This window comes from Mesorhizobium sp. 1M-11 (genome assembly GCF_001303895.1).
In the GTDB taxonomy this organism is placed as follows: domain Bacteria; phylum Pseudomonadota; class Alphaproteobacteria; order Rhizobiales; family Rhizobiaceae; genus Mesorhizobium.
This window is the reverse complement of record NZ_LJSD01000057.1, coordinates 98111-121832: the sequence shown is the minus strand read 5'-3', so window position 1 is coordinate 121832 and position 23722 is coordinate 98111. Positions and strand designations below refer to the sequence as shown.

Below are 23722 nucleotides of genomic sequence, written 5' to 3'. Positions count from 1 at the left end.
GCCTGTCATTTCTTGACGCTGCCGGCCTGCACCAGGTCGACGGCGGTCACGGCGTCGCCCTCGCGCAGGGCTGCACCCGCCTTGGCGACAATCCGTTCGCCGGGCTCGAGGCCAGTGCGGATCTCGACCCTGCCGCTCCTGCGCAGGCCCGTTTCGACCGGGCGACGCTGCACGCGGCCGTCACTGACGACGAAGACGGCGCAATCGTCGGTGCCGCGTCCGTAGACCAGCGCGCTGTCGGCGACGACGATGGCCTCGCGTTTGGCGAAGATCACTTCGGCCCTGCCGAAGGCTCCGACAAACAGCGGCTCCGTGGTGTCGAGCGTGATCTGCGCCGATCCCAGCCGGGTTTCGCGGTCGATCTTCGGGGCAACGATGCGCACCTTGCCACTGACCTCAACGGTACGGCCGGCAAGCTTCACCTTGACCGGCTGGCCGATAGCCAATGCGGGCAGGTCGGCTTCCGGAACCTCGGCGGCGAACTCGACCGCGCCATCGCGTATGAGGCGGATCAAAGGCTCGGCACCGGCCTGCGCGCCGGCGCGGGCCAGGCGTTCCGAAACGACACCGTCGGCGGGCGCGCGAATGGCTGCGCGTTCCAGTTGTCGCTTAGCCTCGGCGCGCTGTGCCTGTGCCTCGGCATTCTCCGCCCGCTGCACGGCAACGCCTTGCCTCGCTACCGCAACGGCCGAGGCGCGATCCTCATAAGCCTGCTCGGAGATCGTCCGGGTCATTCTCAGACGCTCGGCGCGTTCGTACGCCGACTGGGCTTGCGCCAGCGTTGCCTCCTGCTGGGCAAGGGAGGCTTTGCTGCGCGCTACGCGGCCTTCCGCTTCGCGCAGCTTGTTCTCCAGCATCGCGGTCTCCAGCTGGACCAGCACCTGGCCGGCCTTGACGTGCTCGCCGACTTCCACCTCGACTGAAGCGATGCGCTGATCCTGCAAGGACGTTCCGACAGCGATCTCGTCGCGCGCCACCAGAACGCCGGTAAAGGTCAATGTCCATTCGGCTGGCTGCCGTTCCGCGATGAAAGTCGAGACGGTGCGCTGGGAAAGATCCGCCCGGGCCGATGCCGCGGCCCCTTCGGCCAGCAGCGGTCCGGTGCCCGCCGCCACGATAAAAATGGATGCCGCCGCTGCCCTGAAGCAATTCCAGGAAAAGTGCGAAGCGGTTTTCCGTCCGGAATTGCGTAAAACCAAAAAGCGAGAGCGTTTCCGCGTTTCCGTGGAAAACGGAAACGCTCCGGCAAAGCGAGAAACGTAACGCATGGGTCCTATTCGCCTATATCTGCGGCGTCCCTGCCGCTTATTAAATTATTAGACTAGTCGATCTAATTAACGACTCAGCCGAATGTCAATGCGCGGAAATGTGATGGTTTCTGCGTTGACACGGGCACATATCGCCATTTATTAGACTGAGCAGTCTAAAAATAAAAAGGCGGAATTGAGGCGGTATGCGCAAGGTCGACCCCGAGAAGCATGAGGCGAAGCGCCAGCAGATATTGCAGGCAGCCGTCACCTGTTTCGCGGTCAAGGGATTCCATCGCACCTCGACCGCCGAGATCTGCGCCGAGGCCGGCATGAGCCCGGGGAATCTTTTCTATTATTTCCCGAACAAGCAGGCGATCATCGCCGCCATCGTCGAAGAGGAGCGACGCCAGACCGCCGACTATTTCGAAGGCACGGTGCAGTCGGCGGACCTGTTTGCCGAACTGCTCGACTTCATGGACATCGTGCTCGAGCTTGCTTCCGATCCCACCTATCTCAAGCTGGCATTGGAGATCGCGGCCGAAGCAATGCGCGACGAAGAGATCGGCAAGCTCGTCACCAAGAACGACAACGAACTGCAGGTGTCCCTGAACACGCTTCTGCGCAACGCGGCTGCCCGCGGCCAGGTCGATCCGACGCTCGACCCGGCCGACAGTGCCCGCTGGATAGCCGCACTGATCGACGGCGTCTTCAGCCGTGTCGCCATCGATCCCGGTTTCAACCCCCTGGAGCAGCGGCCGATGCTGCGGCTCCTCATCACGCGCTTCCTGCGGCCAGGCGCGGCGCCGACGACCTGAAACATCCGAGGCGCTATGCGGTCGCGCTGCTGCAAGGCAACCGTTCATCACCATGGCAGACGATCCAAAGGCACTGCGCCCGGCGCGCACCATATGGCCCTATACCGGGCTCCAGGCTGCCAGCGTCACCGTCAATCTCGCCAACGCGATCACCGCGGTGGTCTATCCCTGGCTGGTCTACGATTTGTCGGGCAACGCGAGCTGGATGGGCATCATCGCGGCGCTGACGCTGTTCCCGGCCATCTTCGGCTCGGCCTTCGGCGGCATCATTGCCGAAAAGGTTGGCATCCGCCGCATGGCGCTGGTCTCGGTGGCGATGGGAGCGGCCGCGGCTGTTGCCGCGGCCGCTGCCCACGATGCCGGCCTGCTCACCATCGGAGTGCTGGCGACGCTCGCCTTGCTTGGCGCCGTCCTGGACGGGCCCGGCGGCATTGCCATTGAGGCACGTGTGCCGGAGATCGCCCGGTTGGCGCGCCTGCCGCTGATCCGCGCCAATGCGATCGACGATCTGGTCGACAATGGTGCAGCGATAGCCGGGCCGGCGATCGCGGCTTTCCTGGTCGCAGTCACCAGCACGACGGTGCTGTTGTGGATCATCGCCGGGATCAATCTGCTTGCCGCCATGCTGGTGGCGGCAAGCCTGCCGCGTTTCCGGTTGCGCCGCATCGCCGGGTCGACATTGGGTCAGATGAAGGCGGGGCTCGGCTTCATCTTCGGCCAGCCGGCCTTGCGTTCCGCCCTCATCCTGGCCGGCATCGGCACCAGCGTGTTCGTTGCCGTCGAGAGCATTGCCCTGCCGGCAATCCTGCGCATGGAAGGGAGATCGGCAGCCTTGCTCGGCATGTTCCTGGCCGCGGCTTCGGCAGGCGCTATCGCATCCAATGTCGCCTTGGCCTTCGCCAGCCAGGCGCCGTCACTGCGCGGCATCTTCAGCGTGGCCTTTGCCGGGCTCTCCGCCGGCGTCGCATTGTTGCTGTTTGGACGTTCCGCGCCGATCATGATCGCCTCCGGTGCGATGCTGGGCATTGCAGCCGGACCTTTGTCGCCGGTCTTTGCGACGTTGCTGCAGTCGAGCGTGCCGAAGGACCTGCGCGCCAATGTCATCGGCATCTCGATGAGCCTCGTGCTGCTCGGTGCGCCGCTGGCGGCATTGATCACAGGTGCCGCATTGGATGCCTTCGGCTCGACCGTCGTGCTGATCGCCTGTTCGAGCCTGCTCCTGTCCTGCGCGCTCGCAGCAACCGGCATGTCGGGTCTGCGCGGAGTGACGGCGGACCTCTCCGGTAAGACGGTGAAACAGGATTAGTCCAGTTCTCCCCGGTTCGCCGATTTCTGTTCTGCCAGGCATTGCCACAAAGTATAATTTCATTGCCCGATCAGAGCGATATCGTCGCCGTGCTCTATTCGTGCGGGGATGCATCGTCGTACGAGGGCAGGCCCGTCTGCAGGCATACGCCTACAAAAGAGCAGACGGGCTTTGCTTTTTTCAGGATTGTGGATAGGGCTAGTGCTGCGACGGGTAGCGCCTGCCGGTTCCCGGCCTCAAAATCAGCTCATTCCCTCAGATCATCCTATTCATTGTGCTGCTCCTGGCAGGCGAGCCAAGACCGATTACCCAATCGCTCTCGTATCTGTATAGATATGGCATTGCGGAAGGATGGCCTCATGCGCGTTGCTGTAGCTTGTATCGCAATTGCCCTGGTTCTGGTTGGCTGCGCGTCTCCGTCGCGCGTTGTCGGCAGCGGCGCGAATGTCACGGTCGCACCAGACCTGCCGCTGCACGCATCGATCATGCAGCGGGTGAGCGCCATGATTTGCGCTGACAGCTTTATTGCTCCGACGCCTTCGAGTGCCGACGCGTTGAAAGCCCTGCAGGATGAAGCAGCGGCAATTGGAGCTTCCGGCGTCTACAAGGTGAAATATGCGCAGACCGGATTGCTCGACCGCTGCGGCCTGCTGCCTGGACTGGAGGCGACCGCAATCGCGTATCGGATGTGAGAGCGCCCCCCGCGGCATTGCGGGCTGAGCCAAAAGGTTTGCACATTCCAGTCAGCTTTCGGCAGCACAAGGCAGCCCCGACCTGTGGCATGCGGCGGAGTGAATTGGCGATACGCCGCAGAGGCACGCCGTGTGCGACCGTCAATGTCGCCAGCGGCATAGGGCGTGGCCGCGATTGTCAGCATTCTTCCCGAAAATAGAGGAGGATAGGGGATGCGTTCCATTCGCAGCTTGGCCTTGGCCGTGTTGTTGCTGGCAGTGCCTGTCGTGGCTGTTGCGGAGGAGATACCAGCTCCGAGCCAGGCCGAATGGGCAGGCGCGAAGAAAAGCATCGATCTGCCGAACGGCCAGAAGATCGCCTATGTCGAGATGGGCGACACGACCGGCAAGCCGCTGCTGCTTATCCACGGCTATACCGACAACAGCCGCAGCTGGTCGCTGCTGGCACCCTATCTGAAATCGAGGCATGTGTTCGCCATCGACCTGCGCGGCCACGGAAAGTCGAGCGCACCGGATTGCTGCTACGCCATCACCGACCTGGCAAACGACGCATCGCTCTTCCTAGACGCCGTGGGCGTGAAGAAAGCTGACGTCGTCGGACACTCGCTGGGATCGATGACCGCGCAGATGCTGGCGGCGACCCATCCCGAGAAGGTCGATCACCTGGTTCTGGTCTCGTCTTCGCTGAAGCCGGGCGGCGGGCCAGGTTCCTGGCTGTGGGACAACATCATGCCGCTGCAGGCACCTATCGACCCGAATGGCAAGTTCATGACCGACTGGTACTGGAACCCCAATCCAGTGGACATGGACTATATCGACCGCGAGCGAGCCGAGAGCGCCGGGGTTCCGATCCAGGTCTGGCACGGCGTCATGTGGGGGCTGTCTGCCTATGACTTCAGCAGCCTGGCACCGACCATCAAGGCGCCGATGATGATCTTCTGGGGCGACCAGGACCAGCTCTTCGACAGCAAGCATCAGGACGCTTTGAAGAAGGCCTATCCAGCCGCGAAATTCGAAGCCTTTGCCGGCGCCGGCCACAACATGTTCTGGGAGTTTCCCGAGAAGGTGGCGAAGTCCTTGAACGGGTTTCTGGACGCGCCGTGAGACTCCTGGAAGCCGACCGGGCAGAGAATGCTCTCCGGCCCCGGAAGCCCCCTAGATCGCCGATGAATATCCCTTTGTAAAAGGATCGGTCGCGCCCGATATCACGCCCTCCGGGCTCCGGAGCACGATGGCAGGCCGCGCTAACTCGTAGCCGAATGGCGCGAACTGCTCTTCGACAAGCCGCGTAGGATATCTTTTCTGGTCCCAATGCCTGACGTTATGCGCCAGACGTTCCGACACGAGGATCGCCGGTCCGCTGGCGTCGATCCGGGCCGCAAGGACGCTGCCTTCGGCATTCATGCGCCTTTCGATGATGTTGATCGCCAACTGGACAACGGCACTTATGATCCGGCGTCCGCCGGGCGCTCCCAGCGCGGCCCGGGCCTCGCTGTCTTTCGTCAGGATCATTGGAGCCATGTTGGCGAGCGGCCGTTTGAGGCCGGCAATGCTGTTGGCTGCGTTCGGGCGCGCGTTGAACCATCCCATGGCTCCGTCGAAGAGCAGCCCGGTCCGACGACAGACCACTTTGCTGCCGAAGTGATTGGCGGCCGTGTGCGTCAGCGAAACCGCCATTCCCTGGGCATCGATGACCGAGACGTGTGTCGTGCCGGATGTCGGTTCGGTCGAACCGGCCGCTATCCACTCCTGCCGTCGCCTCCGGGAGCTGTCATGCGCCCACGGGTCATGGGCCGCGATGCCGGCGAACATCTCCCATGGCGATGGATCGCCCGGCAGGCTCCGGGGTGCAGGTGCCTCGGTTTCGATCAGCGTTGCGATTTCGTCGATATAGGCGTCGGACAATAGACCGTGCTCTGGCACCGGCACGAAATCCGGATCCGCCAGCCAATGATAGCGGTCGGCGAAAGCATGCCAGCTGACATCGGCCAGACGCTGCAGCCGCTCGTCGGTATCCGACTGCGGCCCGCCGGTCGGAAACAGGCGCTCCCAGAGCTTGAGCATCTGAAACTGCGTGAGTGTGCCGCAAGGCGCACTCGGCCCCCAGACATCATGGTCGCGGAACCGGAGGCGCCGTGCCTCGACAATGCGCGTCGTTTCCTCGCGCAGGTCGTCTCTGGAGAGAAGTCCTCCCAGTTCTTGGGCTGTCTCGACGAGGTTGTCGCCGATCGCGCCGTGGGTGAGAGCTGTTATGCCATCTTCGGCAATCATCGCGAGCGTCTCTGCAAGCCGTGCCTGCTTGACCATCGGAGGCGTTCCGAGACTGGTTTCGCCCAGATGGGCAACCGGGATCGGGTCGCCATCCGACAGAAAGACCTCGCTCGCCCCCGGATTGCGGCGAAGGGCTGCGAGATTGGCCAGAACCTCGAGCGCGAAGTAGGAATCCGCCGGAAATCCATCCCTGGCAACCGCGATTGCGGGCTCGACGACTGTCCTGAGCGGCAATTTCCCGAACCGCTCATGTCCTTTTATCAGGCCCGACAGAGTCGCCGGCACGCCAGCAGCCTTGATGCCTTCCAGGTTCTCGTCATCGACAACGGTGGAGATCCCCAGGCCACGATCCGTGCTCCTGCTCGTATCGATACGGTACATGCCGGGGGATGCGGCGCCTGGCGCGCGGGGCGCGAATTCCACGGAGAAGGTCTTTCGCTCCTCTGGCGAATGGACCAGCATGAAACCGGATCCGGCCAGCGTGGTCTCCATCGGTTCGATGACCCCGGCGACCAGACCTGCGGCGACCGCGGCATCCACCGCATTGCCGCCCAGTTCGAGCATGGCAATCCCGGCATCGGCGCTTTGTTGCCTCGCGGCCGAAACCGAGCCCTTGCGGCCGCTGGCGCTTTGCTTGGTGATGGATTGCTTGGATACAGACATCGTTCGCTCGCTCCTTCGTCAGGATTTTGGGCTCAGCTCGGACTGATAGGTTTCCCTGAGGCTGATAAGACTGAGGAGGCTCAGCAGCGCGCCGACCGCGACGAACGCCGACACGGCATAGATCGTCCCGAAGCTCGAAAAGAGCCAGACGGCGATGAAGCTCGACGGCCCGCTCCAAATCACCGAAGCAAGCTGGTAGCTGACCGAAACGCCGGTGTAGCGGATCTCGGTCGGAAACGCCTCGGCGAGATAGCTGGACTGCACCGCATAGGTGCCTGCATGTCCAACTGCCCAGGCAAGGATGCTGGCGACGATCATGCCCGCCAGGGTCTGGGTGTTGATGAGCCAGTAGAAGGGGAATGCGATCACGAGCCAGCCCAGCAGTCCGATCACATAGACGGCCTTTCGGCCAATCCGGTCGGAGAGCGTGGCGAAGAAGAAATATGCCGGGATGCTGGCGACGGCGCCGATCATGCCGGAAATCAGCACCCAACTGGCTGGAAGGTGCAAAGTGCCCTTGGTGTAGGCGCCGTAGAATGAAATCAGCGCATAGGCGCCGAATGAAAAGGCTGCCTGCAACAGCACGGTCAGCGCCAGCACCTTGAAGTGGTCGCGAAAGAGAACGGAAAACGGGATGCTCTTCTTCCTGGCATTGGCTTCGGATTGCTTGGTCTCGAGGAAGACCTTCGATTCGGTCACGGTCAGACGCACATAAAGACCGAAAACGACCAGCACTCCGCTCATCAGAAAGCCGATGCGCCATCCCCATTCCAGGAACGCGGCTTCGCTGGTCAGGAAAATGACGACCTGCAGCACGGCGTTGCACAGGAAAAAGCCGATCGGATTGCCGATCTGGCTGAACGCGCCGAAGAAGCCGCGCTTGCCCTTCGGAGAATGTTCGATCGCCATCAGTGCTGCGCCGCCCCATTCGCCGCCGATGGCCACGCCCTGGGCGAGACGGAGGATCACCAGGATCACCGCTCCCCACACGCCGATCGTGGCATATCCGGGAACGAGACCGATGAGAAAGGTGGCGATCCCCATCAGAAGAAGGGTGGTGACGAGAGCCGCCTTGCGTCCGACCGTGTCTCCGAAATGCCCGAACAAGGCGGCTCCGAGCGGCCTTGCAAGGAAGGCGACCCCGAACGTCCCGAACGAGGCGAGAAGGGCCGTGGTTTGGTCGGCTTCGGGGAAGAACACATGCGGAAAGACCAGCGCGGCGCAGATCCCGAACAGGAAAAAGTCGTACCACTCGACTGCCGTGCCGATCAGACTTGCCATTGCGACCCGCATCGGCGGCACGGCATTGACCTTCTCGGATGGCAATGCGGATTGGGTGGCTGCACGAGCCGTCATAAAAATCCTCCCAGGATTTGATAAAACGTTTTGGCAAAAGTTGCCAAAACGATTGGGCAATGTCAAATCTTTTCAAAACCAGCAATGAGGGCTGAATTGTCAGCGACGATCAAGGATGTTGCGGAGGCTGCTGGCGTCTCCATAACGACGGTTTCCCACGTGCTGAACGGCAAGGGACGCACGGGAGAGAAAACGCGTGCCGCGGTTCTCGCCGCAGTTGAACGCGTCGGCTACCGGGCCGACCCGGTCGCCCGGAGCCTCCGAACCGGGAAGACCGGTGTCCTTGGCATCGTGTTCCGGCCGAGCGACGCCATCCGCGGTTCGATGAGCGGAACCGAGTATCATATCCGCCTGGCGGGCGCGGCAGCGGCAGCGGCGCTGTCCAGAGGACTTGGCCTGTTGCACATTCCGGAGCTCAAGGAGGGGGCTTTGTCGGCACTGCCCATGGACGGTTGCATCGTTGTCGCCCCTCACAGGAGCGATCCCGTTGCCGCGCTGCTCAGACAACGGGAGGTGCCCTTCGTGTTTGCCGACCCGGAACCCGACGATCCCACCTTTGAGTGGAGCGTTCGGCGTGACGACTACAATGGCGTCCGCTCCCTGCTCGACCATCTGCGCGGCAACGGCGCCGGAAGCATATCGTTCTTTTGCGGTCGGGACGAAAACAGCTGGCTTGTCGAGGCGAGACGGGCGTGCAGCGACTGGGCGACGGAGACCGGCATCCGCGTGCGCACCGTCCTTGTGGACGAGGTCGGGGGCGCGGAGGCCGCACGCCATGCAGCCAGGACCGAGCTGACCTCTCCACAACGGCCCGATGCCATTATCGCCGCGACGAGCCGGTTCGCCGCCGGTGTGGCGCTGACGGCGGAAGACCTTGCCATCCCGATCCCGGGCGAGCTCATGCTGTCCACGCTTTCAGACAGCGAGATCGCCCGTAGCCATCCTGTACCCGTCACGGCCCTGGACCTCCATGGCGCCGCCATGGGCCGCGAGGCCGTCGCGCTTCTCGTCAGGAGACTTGAAGGGGAACGCCTTGACGTGCCCGTGGTGATTGAACCAACACTCCGCGAGCGCGCGTCGACGGCACGACCGAACAGCGGGCACGCTCTAGACCTGGAATAGTCTCACGCGTTGAATTGTGATCAGCCAGCCACCTTGCTCGCCCCTTGCGTTCCAAGATTTGAGAAATGCTCTGTTTTCGAGAAGCTCGGCTTCTTCGATCAGGCGGGGACGGATTGTCTCTTTTCGGGTGCGAACGTTCCTGGACCGTCGACATTGACGACGGTCTCGCCTTCGCCGCGGGAAATAGGCGTAATCGCCTTTCCCGATTTCGAAAGAGTCCTGTCCGTTCTCACCGAAATCGACGCGGATACGACCTGACAGCATGTACATCACGCTGTCGAATTCCTCGTGGTGGTGCCACTGGCTCGGCGCATCCAACGCCGTGACATGGCATTGGCCGACCCAAAGGTTGCCGGCTGCGAGCGCCTTTCTTCGGTTCTGACCTGGCGTAATCGGGCCATCGACCAGCTGGTTCGCTTTGACGTATCCGATCTTCTGAAAGAGACCCATGCTCATGGTAGTTTCCTCTTTGGTTTGGAAAATGCGCTTCTTGAAAGAAGCCGCGTTTAACTTAAGCTAGCCAAATGAAGACAACTGGCCAATTTCTGTCGCCAACAAGACAAGCTGAAATTCTGCCGTTCGAGACCGCCCCGCGGCCGATCGTGGGCTTTGCCTGCGATTACCCGTCAGGCTTGTCGTCGGGCTTTCACAGCCACCCGAGAGCTCAACTGCTGTATGCGATCTCGGGTGTCATGCGTGTGGAGACGCAGGCCTCGAACTATGTCGTACCGCCGACGACGGCACTGTTCCTGCCGGCTGGCGCGCAGCATGCGGTGAACATGGATGGGCCGGTGGCGATGCGGGAACTCTTCCTGCGGGAGGACGCCGCAACGCGGGTCGGAGGAGAGCCGAAGGTCATCGCCGTCTCCGGCCTGCTGCGTGAAGTGATCGTTGCGGCGTGTGCCGAACCCGTGGAGTGGGAGCCGCATGGCCGAGGTCACCACCTGGCGGAATTGGCTCTCGACGAAATCGCAAGAGCGACGCCTCTGCCGCTCGGCTTGCCTTTGCCTCGAGATGTCCGCTTGCGCAGGGTGGTTTCAGCACTCCGCGAGCGGCCTCATGACCAGCGGAGCCTGGAGGAATGGGGGGAGGTCGCCAATGCCTCGAGCCGAACGCTGGCTCGGATGTTTCGGGCTGAGACAGGATTGAGCTTCAGGCAGTGGCGCCAGCAGGCTCGTTTGACCGAGGCCTTGAGTGCGCTGACGATGGGGGCGCAGCCTGCGAAAGCAGCCTCGATTGCCGGCTTCGAGAGCATCCCCGCCTTCGGGGCGGCATTTCGTGTCTTCTTCGGTATCACCCCGGGGCAGGCGCGGCTTCTTCATCCCGGCGCTCGCCGGCAGTGAGAGTTGTCGGCCGAGCACGGCGTGGTGTCGGCGCCGCGCTGTCAGCCCTCAGGCCGACGACCTTGAAGGCGAACATAAGATTGCGACAGTGGTAGCGGCGTATTCGAACCCGAAGGGTTCGCAAGGGCGATCGCCCGTCGGCCGATCAGGCCGCCCCATCGGAGCGGTGAGCGAAGCGAACTCGCGTGAGATAGAAGAAATGGTGCCCAGGGGCGGAATCGAAGGAAAAGAGATTTCTATATATTTTCAGTTATTTAGAAACATCCTCCGGCGAATTCATCCAACAGAAATACCAACAAAATAATTCTGTGGATTGATCTGATTCCGGCATGCTCAATGCCATCGGAGTGCTGTTGCGCTGCTCTCCAGCCTCTCCCCAAGCGTAACGCGCATCTCAGCGTATATAAAAGCCATACCTGACCTTAGGCATCTAGCAGATGCTTGGCGCACCACCGTAGTGGTTCAATCAGCCGAGCCAGATCACATGAAGTCCCACCCACACGGATACGAATTTGCCCAGATTGCGGGTCGCCAAAGGCGGATCTAAGAATGGTGCGTGGGGCGAAGTTTCACGAAGCGCAACTATCGGCGGAGAAACTCGAAAGAGTTCTAGCTGTAGCTGCCTACTTGGTCGTTCGCCATGGAGATGCTTATTCGCCAACCTTCGAGCGGTTGGAAGATGAGCTCGACCGAGCACGGCGCCGCCTCGGAAATTGGGAACGGGCCCGGCTCGTGCTAGCCGAGTTTAAGCAGAATGGTACTGGGCAAACGGATGCTGGCGGCGGCAATAGGCTGCACAGCGATCATGCTCCAAGGCAGCTGGCGAAACCCTCCCTCATTCGACGCTGATATGGGCTAGTGGTTAGATGCTGGCGGGTTGAAAGCGATCCTTTGAAGCCATTCGCGCTTTTGAACCAAGGACGGTCCTGCGCCGTATTTCGGGCGAATCCACTTGTGGCCCATCAAAGAGGCGACAACTTTCTCCGGCGCTTCAATCGCCGTTAATCGATCCTCGAAAGTATGCCGGAGGCTGTAGAGACTGTGCTTTGGTGTCGGCAGAAGTTTTTTGTTGGTCAGCGCTTTATTCACGAGCGCCGAAAGCGAGGCCGCTTTGTCCCGGTAACGCGGAAAGCCATTGGGATGAAGCTTGATCGCTTCCAGCGCGCAGCCGACTAGCGGGATGTCACGGGCGGAATGATCTGTCTTTAGGCGCCGACCGTTAGGGCGTACTTGCACATGCGGAACCTCGTGATCGAGACGGATCGTTTCCTCGGTTAGATTTGCCGCCTCGGAGAGGCGCATGCCTGTGTCAGCAATCAAATAAACAAGATCGCGCGCTTCATCGTTGAGCCCGTCGAGGGCTCCCTCGGCGAGCACTTCCCTTTGCACGAATTCCGCCGTGAATGCCGCGCGCTGGTTTGCCACGGCCCCCGAAAGACGCAAGTTCCCGAAAATCGGTTCCAGCCTGAGCTGGTGAGTAAGGTCTACAACACGCAGCATCTTGGAGATATGGCCGATATCTTTATTGGCTGTGGCAATGTCGAGGCCTTCTTTCACGATCCTTTTCTGCCACCATTCGCGAAAGCTGACAGCATCATCCCTCGTCAGGCGAACGATCTCCTTGTCGCCGACGACATCAATCAAATTTGCCAGCGCGCGATTTTTGGGGTTCCGCCATTTCTTTATCTGGTTCGCAGACATTGACAGGAAGGTCTGTTGTTCGATCGCCTCGAAGTCCTTCAGAAGTCCGCTTAAGCGTAGAGCTGGCCTCCGCTCTCCTCCCATCACCGCAGAGACACTGCTTGCGTCATCAACCGCATTTCTGTCGAGAGGCAACGTGATGCGGGCTAGAAGATCATCGAGTGGGCCCGCTGCCAACTCCTCGTTGGTGCGGTAAGTAAGCCCCAACGAACGCGCCCTTTTTCTTGCCTCCTCGAAGCGCCGCACCGCATCAGCGGAGTCGCCAGCGGCAAGTTTCCGCCAATAGGCTTCGAGCTCCGCCGCGAGTTGCCGCACGGCATCGGTCGCCCGCACGGCTCGAGGATCGTCAACTACGGCAATCCCGGTAGAGACGCGTACCAGCCCGCGCTGATCGAGTGCTTCAAACGCCTTGGGCACCCTGCGTATGAGGTACCAGATACCATCACGTTTATTCGGCCTTGGTGCTGCGGATTTCCGCATGCGCAAAACCTAATGTTACACAGTTTGTTACACAAAATAAGATATGTCGCGATTTTCAACGATCAAGGGCATGATGAACTATTTGAAAATAAAAGATTTTTTTTGGAGGATAGGTGGCGGAGAGAGCGGGATTCGAACCCGCGATACGGTTCCCCGTATACACACTTTCCAGGCGTGCGCCTTCAACCACTCGGCCACCTCTCCGTCCTCGCGCTGTCGCGGCCGGTTTCGCCGCGCCGGTCTCGAGGGAGCGCATCCCTTTCGGAAAGCGGATTTCCAATCCGCATCGAACTGCCGTGACCGATGGCTGGTTCTTTTCCAGCGCCCTGAGCCGTCAAAGCTTCGGGCGCGGGGCTCATCTAGTCGATCCAGCGGCGAATGCCAAGTCATATCGATGGTAATCCCGGTGCATCTGCGCGCTTTCTTGCGACGGTGACGAAAGGTGTGTGGTTCTCTCAGGTCGCGAAGCCACTCGGCTGCCTTCCGAATGTTAGTGCTGTCCGTCCGCGGGATATCCAGAAAGCGACGATGACGAAGGTGGAAAAGCTTTATCGCCCGTGTCCGATTGCGTGGCGCCGCATCACGCCATATCTGTAGGCAAACAGACGCTGGAAAGGTCTGCATGTTCCGTTTCCTGTTCAGACTTGCCGCCATGGTGGCGTTGGCCGTTGCGGTTATCATGGCCGTGCTTGACACCACTCGGACGGTTGCCGCTTCGCATCTGGTGATGACACCGCTCAAGGTAAGCTGGAGCGCGGTTTCGCCCGATACTTTGGCCAGGACGGAAGCGTTCGTGCGCGAGAAGGCAGGTGCCGTGGCCTGGGATGCGGTGATCGACAAGGCGCTCGATCTGCCGGGCTTCGTGCTGTTCGCCGTGCTGGCCTTCCTGCTCTACGCGATCGGCTACCGCAGGCAGCGACGCGCGGGGCATTTCGCGGCCAATGCGTAACATTCCGGCGTCTGCGGCGAATTAGAAATCGATGAACAGGGAGACATTCATGTTTTTCCTCAGTGATATGTTGAACAAGAAGATCAATCTGCCGAAACCAGAAGAGGCGTTGCCCGGCCGTGATCGGCCGATCCCGACCGCCTCGAAACACTTCGTCTCGAAACGACCGTTGAAGGGACCCTATCCGGAAGGGCTGGAAACGGCGTTGTTCGGGCTTGGCTGCTTCTGGGGCGCGGAACGGCTGTTCTGGCAGACCGAAGGCGTGTGGGTGACGGCAGTCGGCTATGCTGGCGGCATCACGCCCAATCCGACCTATCAGGAAACCTGCACCGGGCTCACCGGACATGCCGAGGTCGTGCTGGTCGTGTTCGATCCGAAGGTCGTTTCCTATGCAGAGCTGCTGAAGATATTCTGGGAGGCGCATGATCCCACGCAAGGCATGTGCCAGGGCAATGATGTCGGCACTACCTATCGGTCCGCCATCTACACCTTCTCGGATACCCAGCAGCAGGCCGCGATCGCCTCGCGCGATGCCTATCAAGCCTCGTTGCGTGCAGCCGGCCGCGACAAGATCACGACCGAGATAGCACCGGCGCCCGAATTCTACTTCGCCGAGGAGGATCACCAGCAGTATCTGGCGAAGAATCCTTACGGCTATTGCGGGCTCAAGGGCACCGGCGTGAGCTGCGCCATTCCCGCCGCCGCCGCCACGGCCTGACAACAGGCGGCGGGTGGCACCAGCCGCCGCTAGCGTCCTATTCAGAAACGATTTTCCATGGCGCCGCATCGGCGCCATGCTTTTTCCAAAGGGTCAAAATTCCACGTGAGTTTTGTTCCTAGCCGTGCAAGATAAAGCTTGAGCGGGAGGGAACAGCTCCTGCCGGACGCCGCAAGCCGGGCCGGAACCCCGACCTGCGGCAGACTGGAAAAATAAACCTCAGGGGTGTGGATCCTATGAAACGTATCGTTCTCGGCCTTCTGGCCGCAACCGCGCTGGCCTTCCCGGTCATGGCTGAAGATATCAAGCCTGCGTTGCTCTATGATCTCGGTGGCAAGTTCGACAAGTCCTTCAACGAAGCCGCCTACAATGGCGCCGAGAAGTTCAAGAAGGAGAGCGGCGTCTCCTATGTCGAATTCGAGGTGTCGAATGCCTCGCAGCGCGAGCAGGCATTGCGTCGCTTCGCCGAAGACGGCCGCAGCCCGATCGTCATGGCCGGTTTCTCCTGGGTCGATTCCCTGACCAAGGTGGCCAAGGAATATCCGGAACTGAAATTCGCCATCATCGACGATCAGGTCGACCTGCCGAACGTGCGCTCGCTGAAGTTCAAGGAACAGGAAGGCTCCTACATCGTCGGCCTGCTGGGCGCGATGGCCTCCAAGAGCAAGAAGGTCGGCTTCATCGGCGGCATGGACATTCCGCTGATCCGCAAGTTCGGCTGCGGTTATGTGGGCGGCGCCAAGGCAAACGGTGCGACCGACGTCATCTACAACATGACCGGCGACACGCCGGCGGCCTGGAACGATCCGGCCAAGGGTGGTGAAATTGCCAAGACCCAGATGGACCAGGGCGCCGACGTGATCTACGCGGCAGCCGGTGGTACCGGCGTCGGCGTGCTCCAGGCTGCGGCGGATGCCGGCAAGCTCGGTATCGGCGTTGATTCCAACCAGAACGGCTTGCAGCCCGGCAAGGTGCTGACCTCGATGCTGAAGCGCGTCGACGTCGCTGTCTACAGCGCGTTCATGGATGCCAAGGACGGCAAGTTCACCGGCGGCATCAACAATCTTGGCCTCAAGGAAGGCGGCGTGGACTACGCCCTGGACGACAACAACAAGGATCTCATCACCGCCGATATGAAGGCGGCCGCCGACAAGGCCAAGGAAGAGATCATCGCCGGCAAGATCGAAGTGCACGACTATTCCAGCGACAACAAGTGCCCTTATTGATCGACTGCTGAATCAGGATGAAGAACCGCCGGGCGAAAGTCCGGCGGTTCTTTTTTGGCCACCCTTCGCGGTGGTCCACCCGGCCGGCTGGCGTGAGCCTTGCCGTGTCGGTTCGATGCAGGCAGGTGTCCACGGCAGTTTCAAAGACCTGTCGCAGCCGAGCCGACGAGAACCGCCATGTCCCCGATCCTCCGCAAGATGCGGCATTCCGACCTGACGCCGCTCGCGGAGCTGCGACACATCACCTTCTTCGGCGACGGCAAATTCCCGCAGGAAGCGGATATGGCCGGGCTGGCGAAGCTGATTGACAGTGACGGCTTCGAGGTCGGTTTTGTCGCCGAGATCGATGACACGCTGGCAGGCTCATGCCTGTTCGTGCGCGAGGAGATCGAACAACTGCACGACGTTTCGCCCTGGCTCGCCGGATTGGTCGTCGCGGAAGCCTATCGTGGGCGCGGGCTCGGCAGCGCGCTGGTCGAGGCTGTCGAGAAACATGCGCGGTCGGTCGGCAGCGATGAACTCTATCTCTATACCGACAGCGCCGAGGCGCTCTATGCCAAACTCGGCTGGGTCGTCGTCGAACGAATGGACATCGACGGCGAAGCGCTGGCTTTGATGAAACGGAAACTTTAGTCGAGGATGCCTTCTGATCCTGGCTGTCTGCTTCAGCCTATGCCCATACGACCGACGAGATAGCCAAACGCGAAGGCGACGATCAATCCGGCAGCCACTGCAATGGCCAGTCGGCCAGGCAAGGCATGCAGGCCGATGCCGGCAGGGGCACGCGGCCCATCGATGATACGTCGGTCGGTCCTTGACGTTTCGTGTCCCACAGAAGGCATTTGCGGCAGCTCGGCTATGCGGGCGACAACCTCCTGCCAGGGCCGGCCAGCCTCCTGCGTGGTGGTGCGGTCGAACAGGTGCATGCGTTCGGCCAGTTGCATCACGGCATTGCGGAAGGCGGGGTCGATCTCAAGGTCGCGTTCCGCCCGCTCGCGGTCGCGTTCGTTCATCAGCCCGAGCACATAGTCGCTGGCGCGTGCGATGCGGTCGCTTTCTCCAGTCATCGCTGCGCTTTCCTTGCTAGAGCGTTTCCGTTTTTCACGGAAACGCGGAACACTCTAACTCTTTGTTTTTACGCAATCCCGGACGGAAAACCGTTGCACACTTTTCCTGGAATTGCTCCAATAGCGCTTCGCCTTCACCAGTGCGGCGGTTTGGTCACGGGAACGTCCGGCGCGGTCTGCTCCTCCAGCGCCAGAAAGCGGCTGGTCAGCGCGTCGAGCTTCTTCTGCAAGCGTTCGATTGTCTTCCATTGTTCGCCGACCTGACCGGACAATTCCTCGATGGTCTTGTCCTGCTCGGCGATGTGGATTTCCAGCGTCGTCAATCGTTCTTCGGACATGTCAATTTCCTTAGAGCGCCGCGCATCCATCTGGAGCCGCAAGGACGCCCCAACACTTTTGCATCTGCGCTGCATGCTTTGAGACTTGAGTTGCACAACACCGCCTGCCAATAGCGCATGCCTCGTGTGTTCGAAATTGACAAGCATGCCGGGATTTGTCGAGAGTGGATGCCATGGCCGGCCAATTGGCAGGGAACGGGCGCCGTGTTAGGCATTTTGACCAAACGATAAAAAACCTGTGGGAACGATCGCATGGCGGAAGCCGCAATCGAGCTGATCGGCATCAGCAAGAGTTTTGGCGCGGTGCGCGCCAACCGCGACATCAATCTCGAGATCACGCGCGGCACCATCCACGGTATCGTCGGCGAGAATGGCGCAGGCAAGTCGACACTGATGTCGATCCTTTACGGGTTCTACCAGGCTGACAGCGGCGAGATCCGCGTCAACGGCAAGCCGACCTCGATCAAGTCGTCCAACGATGCCATCGCGACCGGCATCGGCATGGTCCACCAGCATTTCATGCTGGTCGACAATTTTACCGTGCTCGAGAACATCATCCTCGGCGCCGAAAGCGATGCGCTGCTGAAATCCTCGATCGCGAAAGCGCGTTCGGAACTCGAGCGGCTCGAGCGCGAATACGGGCTGGAAGTGGACCCCGACGCCATCATCGAGGAACTGCCGGTCGGTCTGCAGCAGCGCGTCGAAATCCTCAAGGCGCTTTATCGCGGCGCCGAAATCCTGATCCTGGACGAACCGACCGGTGTGCTGACGCCGGCGGAGGCCGATCACCTGTTCCGCATCCTCAGGCAGCTGAAGGAACAGGGCAAGACGATCGTGCTCATCACGCACAAGCTGCGCGAGATCATGGCGATCACCGATTCCGTCTCCGTCATGCGCCAGGGCACGATGGTGGCGACGCGCGAAACCAAGCAGACAACCGTCGAGGAACTGGCCGAGCTGATGGTCGGCCGGCGCGTGCTTTTGAGGGTCGAGAAGGGCGAAGCCAGGGCTGGCGAGGTCAAGCTTTCGGTCAAGAATCTGGTGGTGAAGGACCAGCGCGGCGTCACCATGGTCGACGATGTTTCCTTCGACGTGCGCGCCGGCGAGATTGTCGGCATCGCAGGCGTTGCAGGCAATGGCCAATCGGAGCTGCTCGAGGCGATCTCGGGTATCCGCAAGGCGGTCTCGGGCAGCGTGACGCTGGACGGCAAGCCGATCGACCTGACCGGCGCTGCCGACCCCGGCGAGCTGCGTCAGCGCGGGCTCGCGCATGTGCCGGAGGATCGGCATCATGTCGGCCTGGTCCTGGCCTTCGAGGAAAACGAGAACTCGATCCTCGGCTACCACAACGACAAGCGCTACCTCAAAGGGCCATTGCTCGACGTCGATGCCATCATGGCTGACGCCAAGGACAAGATCGCGAAATACGATATCCGCCCTGCCAATCCGCGCTTGAGGACAGCCAATTTCTCAGGCGGCAACCAGCAGAAGATCGTGCTTGCGCGGGAAATCGAGCAGGATCCGGGCGTCCTGATCGTCGGCCAGCCGACGCGTGGTGTCGACGTCGGTGCCATCGAATTCATCCACAAGCGGCTGATCGCCATGCGCGACCAGGGCAAGGCGGTGTTGCTGGTTTCGGTCGAACTCGATGAGATCCGTTCGCTGTCCGACCGCATCCTGGTGATGTTTGCCGGACGCGTCGTCGGCGAGCGTGGGCCTGAAGCCAGCGAGGGCGAGCTTGGTCTGCTGATGGCCGGCGTCGAGCAGAAGGAAGCAGCCGAATGAGCACGCCCTATGCCAAGCTCCCGGCCTGGGCCGACTATGGGCTGATCCCGCTCATCAATCTGGCTGTCGCCTTCATCGTCGCAGGTCTTGTCGTGCTGCTGGTGGGGGAAAACCCCTTCCGCGCCGCTGCCATCCTGGTGGAAGGAGCCTTCGGGCGCGGGCAAGGCATCGCCTACACGCTGTTCTACGCGACGAATTTCATTTTTACCGGCCTTGCCGTCGCGGTCGCGATGCATGCTGGCCTGTTCAACATCGGCGGCGAAGGCCAGGCTTATGTCGCGGGCCTCGGTGTGGGGCTGGTCTGCCTGGCGCTCGACAGGGTGGTGCCCTGGTATGTCACATTCCCCTTCGCGATTGCCGGCGCTGCCCTGTTCGGCGCGGCATGGGCATTCATCCCGGCCTATCTGCAGGCCAAGCGCGGCTCGCACATCGTCATCACCACCATCATGTTCAACATGATCGCGGCCAGCCTGATGATCTATGTGTTGCGCGACATCTTGAAGCCGGAAGCGATGCAGGAGGTCAAGACGCGCATGCTGGAGGCGGGTGCGCAACTGCCGCGGCTGAACTGGATCATCGAGCTGTTCGGGACAGCCAGGATCCGTTCCGCGCCCTTCAATGTCTCGTTCCTGTTGGCGCTGGTGATGGCCTATCTGGTCTGGCTGCTGATCTGGCGCACCAAGCTCGGCTATGAGATCCGCACCTTCGGCTTCAGCCAGAAGGCAGCGCGCTATGCCGGCATTTCGGAAGTGCGTGTCACCATCATCGCCATGCTGATTTCGGGTGCGCTCGCCGGCATGATGTCGATCAATGCCATCATGGGCGACCAGCACAGCGTCTATGTCGATCTGGCTGGCGGCGCCGGCTTCATCGGCATCGCGGTCGCGCTGATGGGGCGCGCGCACCCTGTCGGCATCATCCTCGCCTCGATCCTGTTTGGGATGCTCTATCAGGGCGGTGCCGAACTTTCCTTCGAGATGCCGGCGATCAGCCGTGACATGATCGTCATCATCCAGGGACTCGTGATCCTGTTCGCGGGGGCGCTCGAGCACATGTTCCGGCCCTATATCCAGACGCTGTTCGCTTCGATCAGCCCGAAGTCGGTCGGCATGGCCGCCGTGAAGGGCGAGGGGGCCTGAGATGAGTTTCTTCGACGTCATCATCCAGACGCTGGATTCCACCATCCGCCTGTCGGTGCCGCTACTGCTGGCCTGCCTGGCCGGTCTTTATTCGGAGCGGTCGGGCATTTTCGACATCGGTCTGGAAGGCAAGATGCTGGCTGCGGCCTTCGCCGGTGCCGCGGCGGCTTCGGTTTTCCATTCGGCCTGGATTGGGCTTGGCATCGCCATCCTGGTCTCGGTATCGCTCGCCCTGGTGCACGGCTTTGCCTCGATCACGCATCGCGGCAATCAGATCGTTTCCGGCCTCGCCATCAATTTCGTTGCCGCCGGCTCCACCATCATCCTTGGCCAGGCCTGGTTCCAACAGGGCGGCCGCACGCCGGCGCTGGCGCCGAACGAACGGTTCGAGGCGATCACGCTTCCTGGTGCCGACGCGATACGCGAGGTGCCGATCATCGGGCCGATCTACTCCGAATTGATCTCCGGCCACTCGCTGCTGGTCTACGTCGCCTTCCTTGCCGTGCCGTTCACCTGGTGGGTGCTGTTCCGCACCCGCTTCGGGCTCAGGCTGCGTGCCGTCGGCGAGAACCCGGCGGCGGTCGACACAGCCGGCATTTCGGTAGCCTGGCTGCGCTACCGTGCCGTGATCTGCACCGGCGTCCTCACGGCAATCGCCGGCGCCTATCTTTCCATGGTGCAGAGCGGCGGTTTCGTGAAGGACATGACGGCAGGCAAGGGCTACATCGCGCTTGCGGCGCTGATCTTCGCGAAGTGGCGGCCGGTCAACGCCATGTTCGCCTGCCTGCTGTTCGGTTTCCTCGACGCGTTGGCGATCCGCCTGCAAGGCGCGCCGCTGCCGATCATCGGCAAGGTGCCGGTGCAGCTCATGCAGGCGCTGCCCTACATCCTGACCGTGATCCTGCTGGCCGGCTTCATCGGCAAGGCGATCCCGCCGCGCGCCGGCGGCGTTCCCTATGTGAAAGAGCGCTGATCCATGTCGCATGACCTCTACCTCGCCGCCAGGGCGGCCATGGCCAAGGCCTACGCGCCCTATTCGAAGTTTCCGGTGGGCGCAGCGCTTCGCACCGAGGACGGGCGTATCTTCGCGGGCGCCAATATCGAGGTGGCCTCCTATCCGGAAGGCTGGTGCGCGGAGACGACGGCACTCGGGCACTACATCATGGGTGGCGGCGGCAAGATCGTTGAAATCGCCGTCATCGCAGAACGCATGGCGAAATGCTCGCCCTGCGGCGGCTGCCGCCAGCGGCTGGCGGAGTTCACACGGCCGGAGACCAAGCTCTATCTCTGCGACGAGACGGGCGTGGCCGAAACCGTTACCATGGGCGATATGCTGCCCTATGGCTTCAGGGGCGATATCCTCAAATGAAAGACGCGATCGATCGTCTCGTCGAACGGCTGGACGGCCTTGTGCCGAGTGTCGCGCTGGTGCTGGGCTCGGGGCTTGGCGGGCTGGTCGACCAAGTCGAGGATGCAGTCCGCATTCCTTACTCCGACTTGCCGGGCTTCCCGAAGAGTGGCGTGACTGGCCATGCCGGTGCGGTTGTTGCTGGTCATTTCGCCGGAAAGCCCTTGCTGATGCTGGCAGGCCGCGCCCACTATTACGAGCATGGCGATGCGGCCGTGATGCGCCCGGTGATCGAGACACTGGCCGGCATCGGCATAACGAAGCTGATCCTCACCAATGCCGCCGGCTCCGTCGATCCCGACATGCCGCCGGGATCGGTGATGCTGATCAATGACCACATCAATTTCTCGGGTTCCAATCCGCTGTTCGGCGAGCCGACCGACCGCCGCTTCGTCGGGCTGACCGAAGCCTATGATGCCGGCATGCGTGCGGCGATCGAGCGGGCCGCGAAGATCACCGGCACCAAACTGCACCAGGGCGTCTATATGTGGTTCTCCGGCCCGTCCTTCGAGACGCCTGCGGAAATCCGCATGGCGCGCATCATGGGCGCCACTGCGGTCGGCATGTCGACGGTGCCGGAAGTGATCCTGGCCCGTTTCTTCGGGTTGAATGTGGCGGCCTGTTCCGTCATCACCAACCTGGCTGCCGGCATGACGGGCGCCGAGCTTTCGCACACCGAGACCAAGGACATGGCGCCGATCGGCGGTGCCAAGCTCGCCAAGGTGCTGCACAAGGTGTTCCAGGATGGACTGCTGGACGGCGCCTGATGCTGCCTCAGGAAATCATCCGCAGGAAACGTGATGGGCTGAAACTGTCGGCCGAGGAGATCACGTCCTTCGTTTCAGGGGTTACCTCGGGCGCCGTTACGGAGGGACAGGCGGCTTCCTTTGCCATGGCTGTCTTCTTCAACGGCATGAACCGCGACGAAGCGGTGGCTCTGACCACGGCAATGCGCGATTCCGGCGACGTGCTCGACTGGTCGGACCTGCCCGGTCCCGTCACCGACAAGCACTCCACCGGCGGTGTCGGTGACAATGTTTCGCTGATGCTGGCGCCGATCGTAGCCGCCTGCGGCGCCTATGTGCCGATGATTTCCGGCCGTGGTCTCGGCCACACCGGGGGCACGCTGGACAAGATGGATTCGATCCCCGGCTATGTCAGCCAGCCCGACCTTGGCTTGCTGCGCAAGGCCGTGCTGGAAGCGGGTGCGGCCATCATTGGCCAGACCGGCGACCTGGCTCCCGCCGACAAGCGGCTCTATGCCATCCGGGACGTCACGGCCACCGTGGAATCGGTGCCGTTGATCACGGCCTCGATCCTGTCGAAGAAATTGGCTGCCGGGCTGCAGTCACTGGTTCTGGACGTGAAGGTCGGCAACGGCGCCTTCATGGAAAAATCGCGCGATGCGACGGCGCTGGCGACCAGCCTGGTCGAGGTGGCCACTGGCGCAGGCCTGAAGACCAGCGCGCTGGTCACAGGCATGAACGAGCCGCTTGCTTCGGCCGCCGGCAATGCGGTGGAGGTGCAGAATGCGGTCGATTTCCTGACCGGCCGCAGCCGCGACAGGTGCCTAGAGGCGGTGACGTTGGCGCTTGCCGCCGAGATGTTGCAATCGACCGGCATCGTTGCCTCCAACCAGGACGGACTGCAGCGCGCCATGGAGGCGTTGTCGAGTGGGCGAGCCGCAGCAGTGTTCGGCCGCATGGTTTCGACGCTCGGTGGTCCTGCGGATTTTGTCGAGAAGGCCGCAAAATACCTGCCGCAAGCGCCCGTGCGACTTGAAGTGAAGGCGGATCGCAAAGGATTTGTCACCGGTATCGCGACGCGCGAGATCGGGCTGGCCGTGGTGGCATTGGGTGGCGGCCGGACACGGCCAGAAGACAAGGTGGACCATGCAGTCGGGCTTACGGCCTTGCTGCCGGTCGGCGCGGAGGTGCATCCGGGTGATGCAATCGCGCTTGTACATGCGCGCTCGCTGGCGGCGGCCGAGCAGGCTGCCGTGGCTGTTTCGGCCGCCTATGCGGTCGGTCGCACCAAACCGGCCACGGAAAAGGCGATCCTGCGCCGCGTTGCCCCGCGCGGATAGGTCAAAG

Annotated in this window: 23 protein-coding genes and 1 tRNA gene; 16 read left to right on the top strand and 8 right to left on the bottom strand. The window is 61.8% G+C overall.

Features of this window, described 5'->3' with window-relative positions:
• Positions 1-5: 5 nt before the first annotated feature.
• Positions 6-1115: an efflux RND transporter periplasmic adaptor subunit gene (locus AO692_RS25580; protein WP_054312883.1), complete on the bottom strand. Its 1110-nt coding sequence runs from the start codon at positions 1113-1115 to the stop codon at positions 6-8.
• 338 nt (positions 1116-1453) lie between these two features.
• On the opposite strand from AO692_RS25580, the gene AO692_RS25575 reads away from it, so the two are divergent.
• From AO692_RS25575 to AO692_RS25560, 4 genes are all read left to right on the top strand, one after another.
• On the top strand, positions 1454-2065 hold the full coding sequence (locus tag AO692_RS25575) for a TetR/AcrR family transcriptional regulator (RefSeq protein WP_054312882.1): 612 nt from the start codon (positions 1454-1456) through the stop codon (positions 2063-2065).
• A gap of 52 nt (positions 2066-2117) precedes the next feature.
• Entirely contained in the window at positions 2118-3371 is a 1254-nt protein-coding gene (locus AO692_RS25570; protein ID WP_054312881.1) for an MFS transporter, read from the top strand.
• Between the two features lie 359 nt (positions 3372-3730).
• Positions 3731-4063, top strand: coding sequence for a hypothetical protein (locus AO692_RS25565; protein ID WP_054312880.1), 333 nt, complete (start codon positions 3731-3733; stop codon positions 4061-4063).
• A gap of 213 nt (positions 4064-4276) precedes the next feature.
• Positions 4277-5167, top strand: a complete 891-nt coding sequence (locus AO692_RS25560; RefSeq protein WP_054312879.1) for an alpha/beta hydrolase — start codon at positions 4277-4279, stop codon at positions 5165-5167.
• 51 nt (positions 5168-5218) lie between these two features.
• Here AO692_RS25560 and AO692_RS25555 read toward each other — a convergent pair whose 3' ends face one another.
• Positions 5219-6997 carry a gamma-glutamyltransferase gene (locus AO692_RS25555; protein ID WP_054312878.1) on the bottom strand — a complete coding sequence of 593 codons (1779 nt, stop codon included), beginning with the start codon at positions 6995-6997 and terminating at the stop codon, positions 5219-5221.
• Positions 6998-7015: 18 nt separating this feature from the next.
• Positions 7016-8353, bottom strand: a complete 1338-nt coding sequence (locus tag AO692_RS25550) for an MFS transporter (protein WP_054312877.1) — start codon at positions 8351-8353, stop codon at positions 7016-7018.
• A gap of 96 nt (positions 8354-8449) precedes the next feature.
• On the opposite strand from AO692_RS25550, the gene AO692_RS25545 reads away from it, so the two are divergent.
• Positions 8450-9475: a LacI family DNA-binding transcriptional regulator gene (locus AO692_RS25545; protein WP_161808129.1), complete on the top strand. Its 1026-nt coding sequence runs from the start codon at positions 8450-8452 to the stop codon at positions 9473-9475.
• Here AO692_RS25545 and AO692_RS32455 read toward each other — a convergent pair.
• Positions 9461-9931: a cupin domain-containing protein gene (locus tag AO692_RS32455; protein ID WP_082407556.1), complete on the bottom strand. Its 471-nt coding sequence runs from the start codon at positions 9929-9931 to the stop codon at positions 9461-9463. The two genes, AO692_RS25545 and AO692_RS32455, sit on opposite strands and share 15 nt — an antisense overlap.
• Before the next feature lie 68 nt (positions 9932-9999).
• On the opposite strand from AO692_RS32455, the gene AO692_RS25535 reads away from it, so the two are divergent.
• A complete protein-coding gene (locus AO692_RS25535) occupies positions 10000-10818 on the top strand; it encodes a helix-turn-helix transcriptional regulator (protein WP_054312875.1) in 819 nt (272 codons plus the stop codon).
• 855 nt (positions 10819-11673) lie between these two features.
• Here AO692_RS25535 and AO692_RS25530 read toward each other — a convergent pair.
• Both AO692_RS25530 and AO692_RS25525 read right to left on the bottom strand, forming a co-directional pair.
• Entirely contained in the window at positions 11674-12999 is a 1326-nt protein-coding gene (locus AO692_RS25530; RefSeq protein WP_054312874.1) for a tyrosine-type recombinase/integrase, read from the bottom strand.
• Positions 13000-13113: 114 nt separating this feature from the next.
• A tRNA-Ser gene (locus AO692_RS25525) sits at positions 13114-13203 on the bottom strand.
• A gap of 418 nt (positions 13204-13621) precedes the next feature.
• Between AO692_RS25525 and AO692_RS25520 the strand changes: the two genes are divergently transcribed.
• The 4 genes from AO692_RS25520 (at position 13622) to AO692_RS25505 (ending at position 16525) form a co-directional block, all read left to right on the top strand.
• Complete coding sequence (locus tag AO692_RS25520; RefSeq protein ID WP_054312873.1) at positions 13622-13948, top strand: hypothetical protein; 327 nt, start codon at positions 13622-13624, stop codon at positions 13946-13948.
• 49 nt (positions 13949-13997) lie between these two features.
• Positions 13998-14666, top strand: coding sequence for a peptide-methionine (S)-S-oxide reductase MsrA (gene msrA / locus AO692_RS25515; protein ID WP_054312872.1), 669 nt, complete (start codon positions 13998-14000; stop codon positions 14664-14666).
• A 236-nt stretch (positions 14667-14902) separates the two neighbouring features.
• Positions 14903-15892 carry a BMP family ABC transporter substrate-binding protein gene (locus tag AO692_RS25510; protein ID WP_054312871.1) on the top strand — a complete coding sequence of 330 codons (990 nt, stop codon included), beginning with the start codon at positions 14903-14905 and terminating at the stop codon, positions 15890-15892.
• Positions 15893-16069: 177 nt separating this feature from the next.
• Positions 16070-16525: a GNAT family N-acetyltransferase gene (locus AO692_RS25505; protein ID WP_054312870.1), complete on the top strand. Its 456-nt coding sequence runs from the start codon at positions 16070-16072 to the stop codon at positions 16523-16525.
• Positions 16526-16557: 32 nt separating this feature from the next.
• Here AO692_RS25505 and AO692_RS25500 read toward each other — a convergent pair whose 3' ends face one another.
• Entirely contained in the window at positions 16558-16959 is a 402-nt protein-coding gene (locus AO692_RS25500; protein ID WP_054312869.1) for a hypothetical protein, read from the bottom strand.
• 134 nt (positions 16960-17093) lie between these two features.
• Positions 17094-17297, bottom strand: a complete 204-nt coding sequence (locus tag AO692_RS25495; RefSeq protein WP_200911783.1) for a SlyX family protein — start codon at positions 17295-17297, stop codon at positions 17094-17096.
• Between the two features lie 252 nt (positions 17298-17549).
• Between AO692_RS25495 and AO692_RS25490 the strand changes: the two genes are divergently transcribed.
• Genes AO692_RS25490 through deoA form a run of 6 tightly spaced genes read left to right on the top strand, consistent with a single transcriptional unit; the run spans position 17550 to position 23715 of the window.
• Entirely contained in the window at positions 17550-19082 is a 1533-nt protein-coding gene (locus AO692_RS25490) for an ABC transporter ATP-binding protein (protein ID WP_054312868.1), read from the top strand.
• Entirely contained in the window at positions 19079-20221 is a 1143-nt protein-coding gene (locus tag AO692_RS25485; protein ID WP_054312867.1) for an ABC transporter permease, read from the top strand. The genes AO692_RS25490 and AO692_RS25485 overlap by 4 nt, the downstream gene beginning before the upstream one ends.
• Before the next feature lies 1 nt (position 20222).
• A complete protein-coding gene (locus tag AO692_RS25480) occupies positions 20223-21194 on the top strand; it encodes an ABC transporter permease (protein ID WP_054312866.1) in 972 nt (323 codons plus the stop codon).
• Positions 21195-21197: 3 nt separating this feature from the next.
• A complete protein-coding gene (cdd, locus tag AO692_RS25475) occupies positions 21198-21590 on the top strand; it encodes a cytidine deaminase (protein ID WP_054312865.1) in 393 nt (130 codons plus the stop codon).
• Entirely contained in the window at positions 21587-22396 is an 810-nt protein-coding gene (locus tag AO692_RS25470) for a purine-nucleoside phosphorylase (protein ID WP_054312864.1), read from the top strand. Before cdd ends, AO692_RS25470 begins: the two co-directional genes overlap by 4 nt.
• Complete coding sequence (deoA, locus tag AO692_RS25465; protein WP_054312863.1) at positions 22396-23715, top strand: thymidine phosphorylase; 1320 nt, start codon at positions 22396-22398, stop codon at positions 23713-23715. Before AO692_RS25470 ends, deoA begins: the two co-directional genes overlap by 1 nt.
• Positions 23716-23722 lie beyond the last annotated feature (7 nt).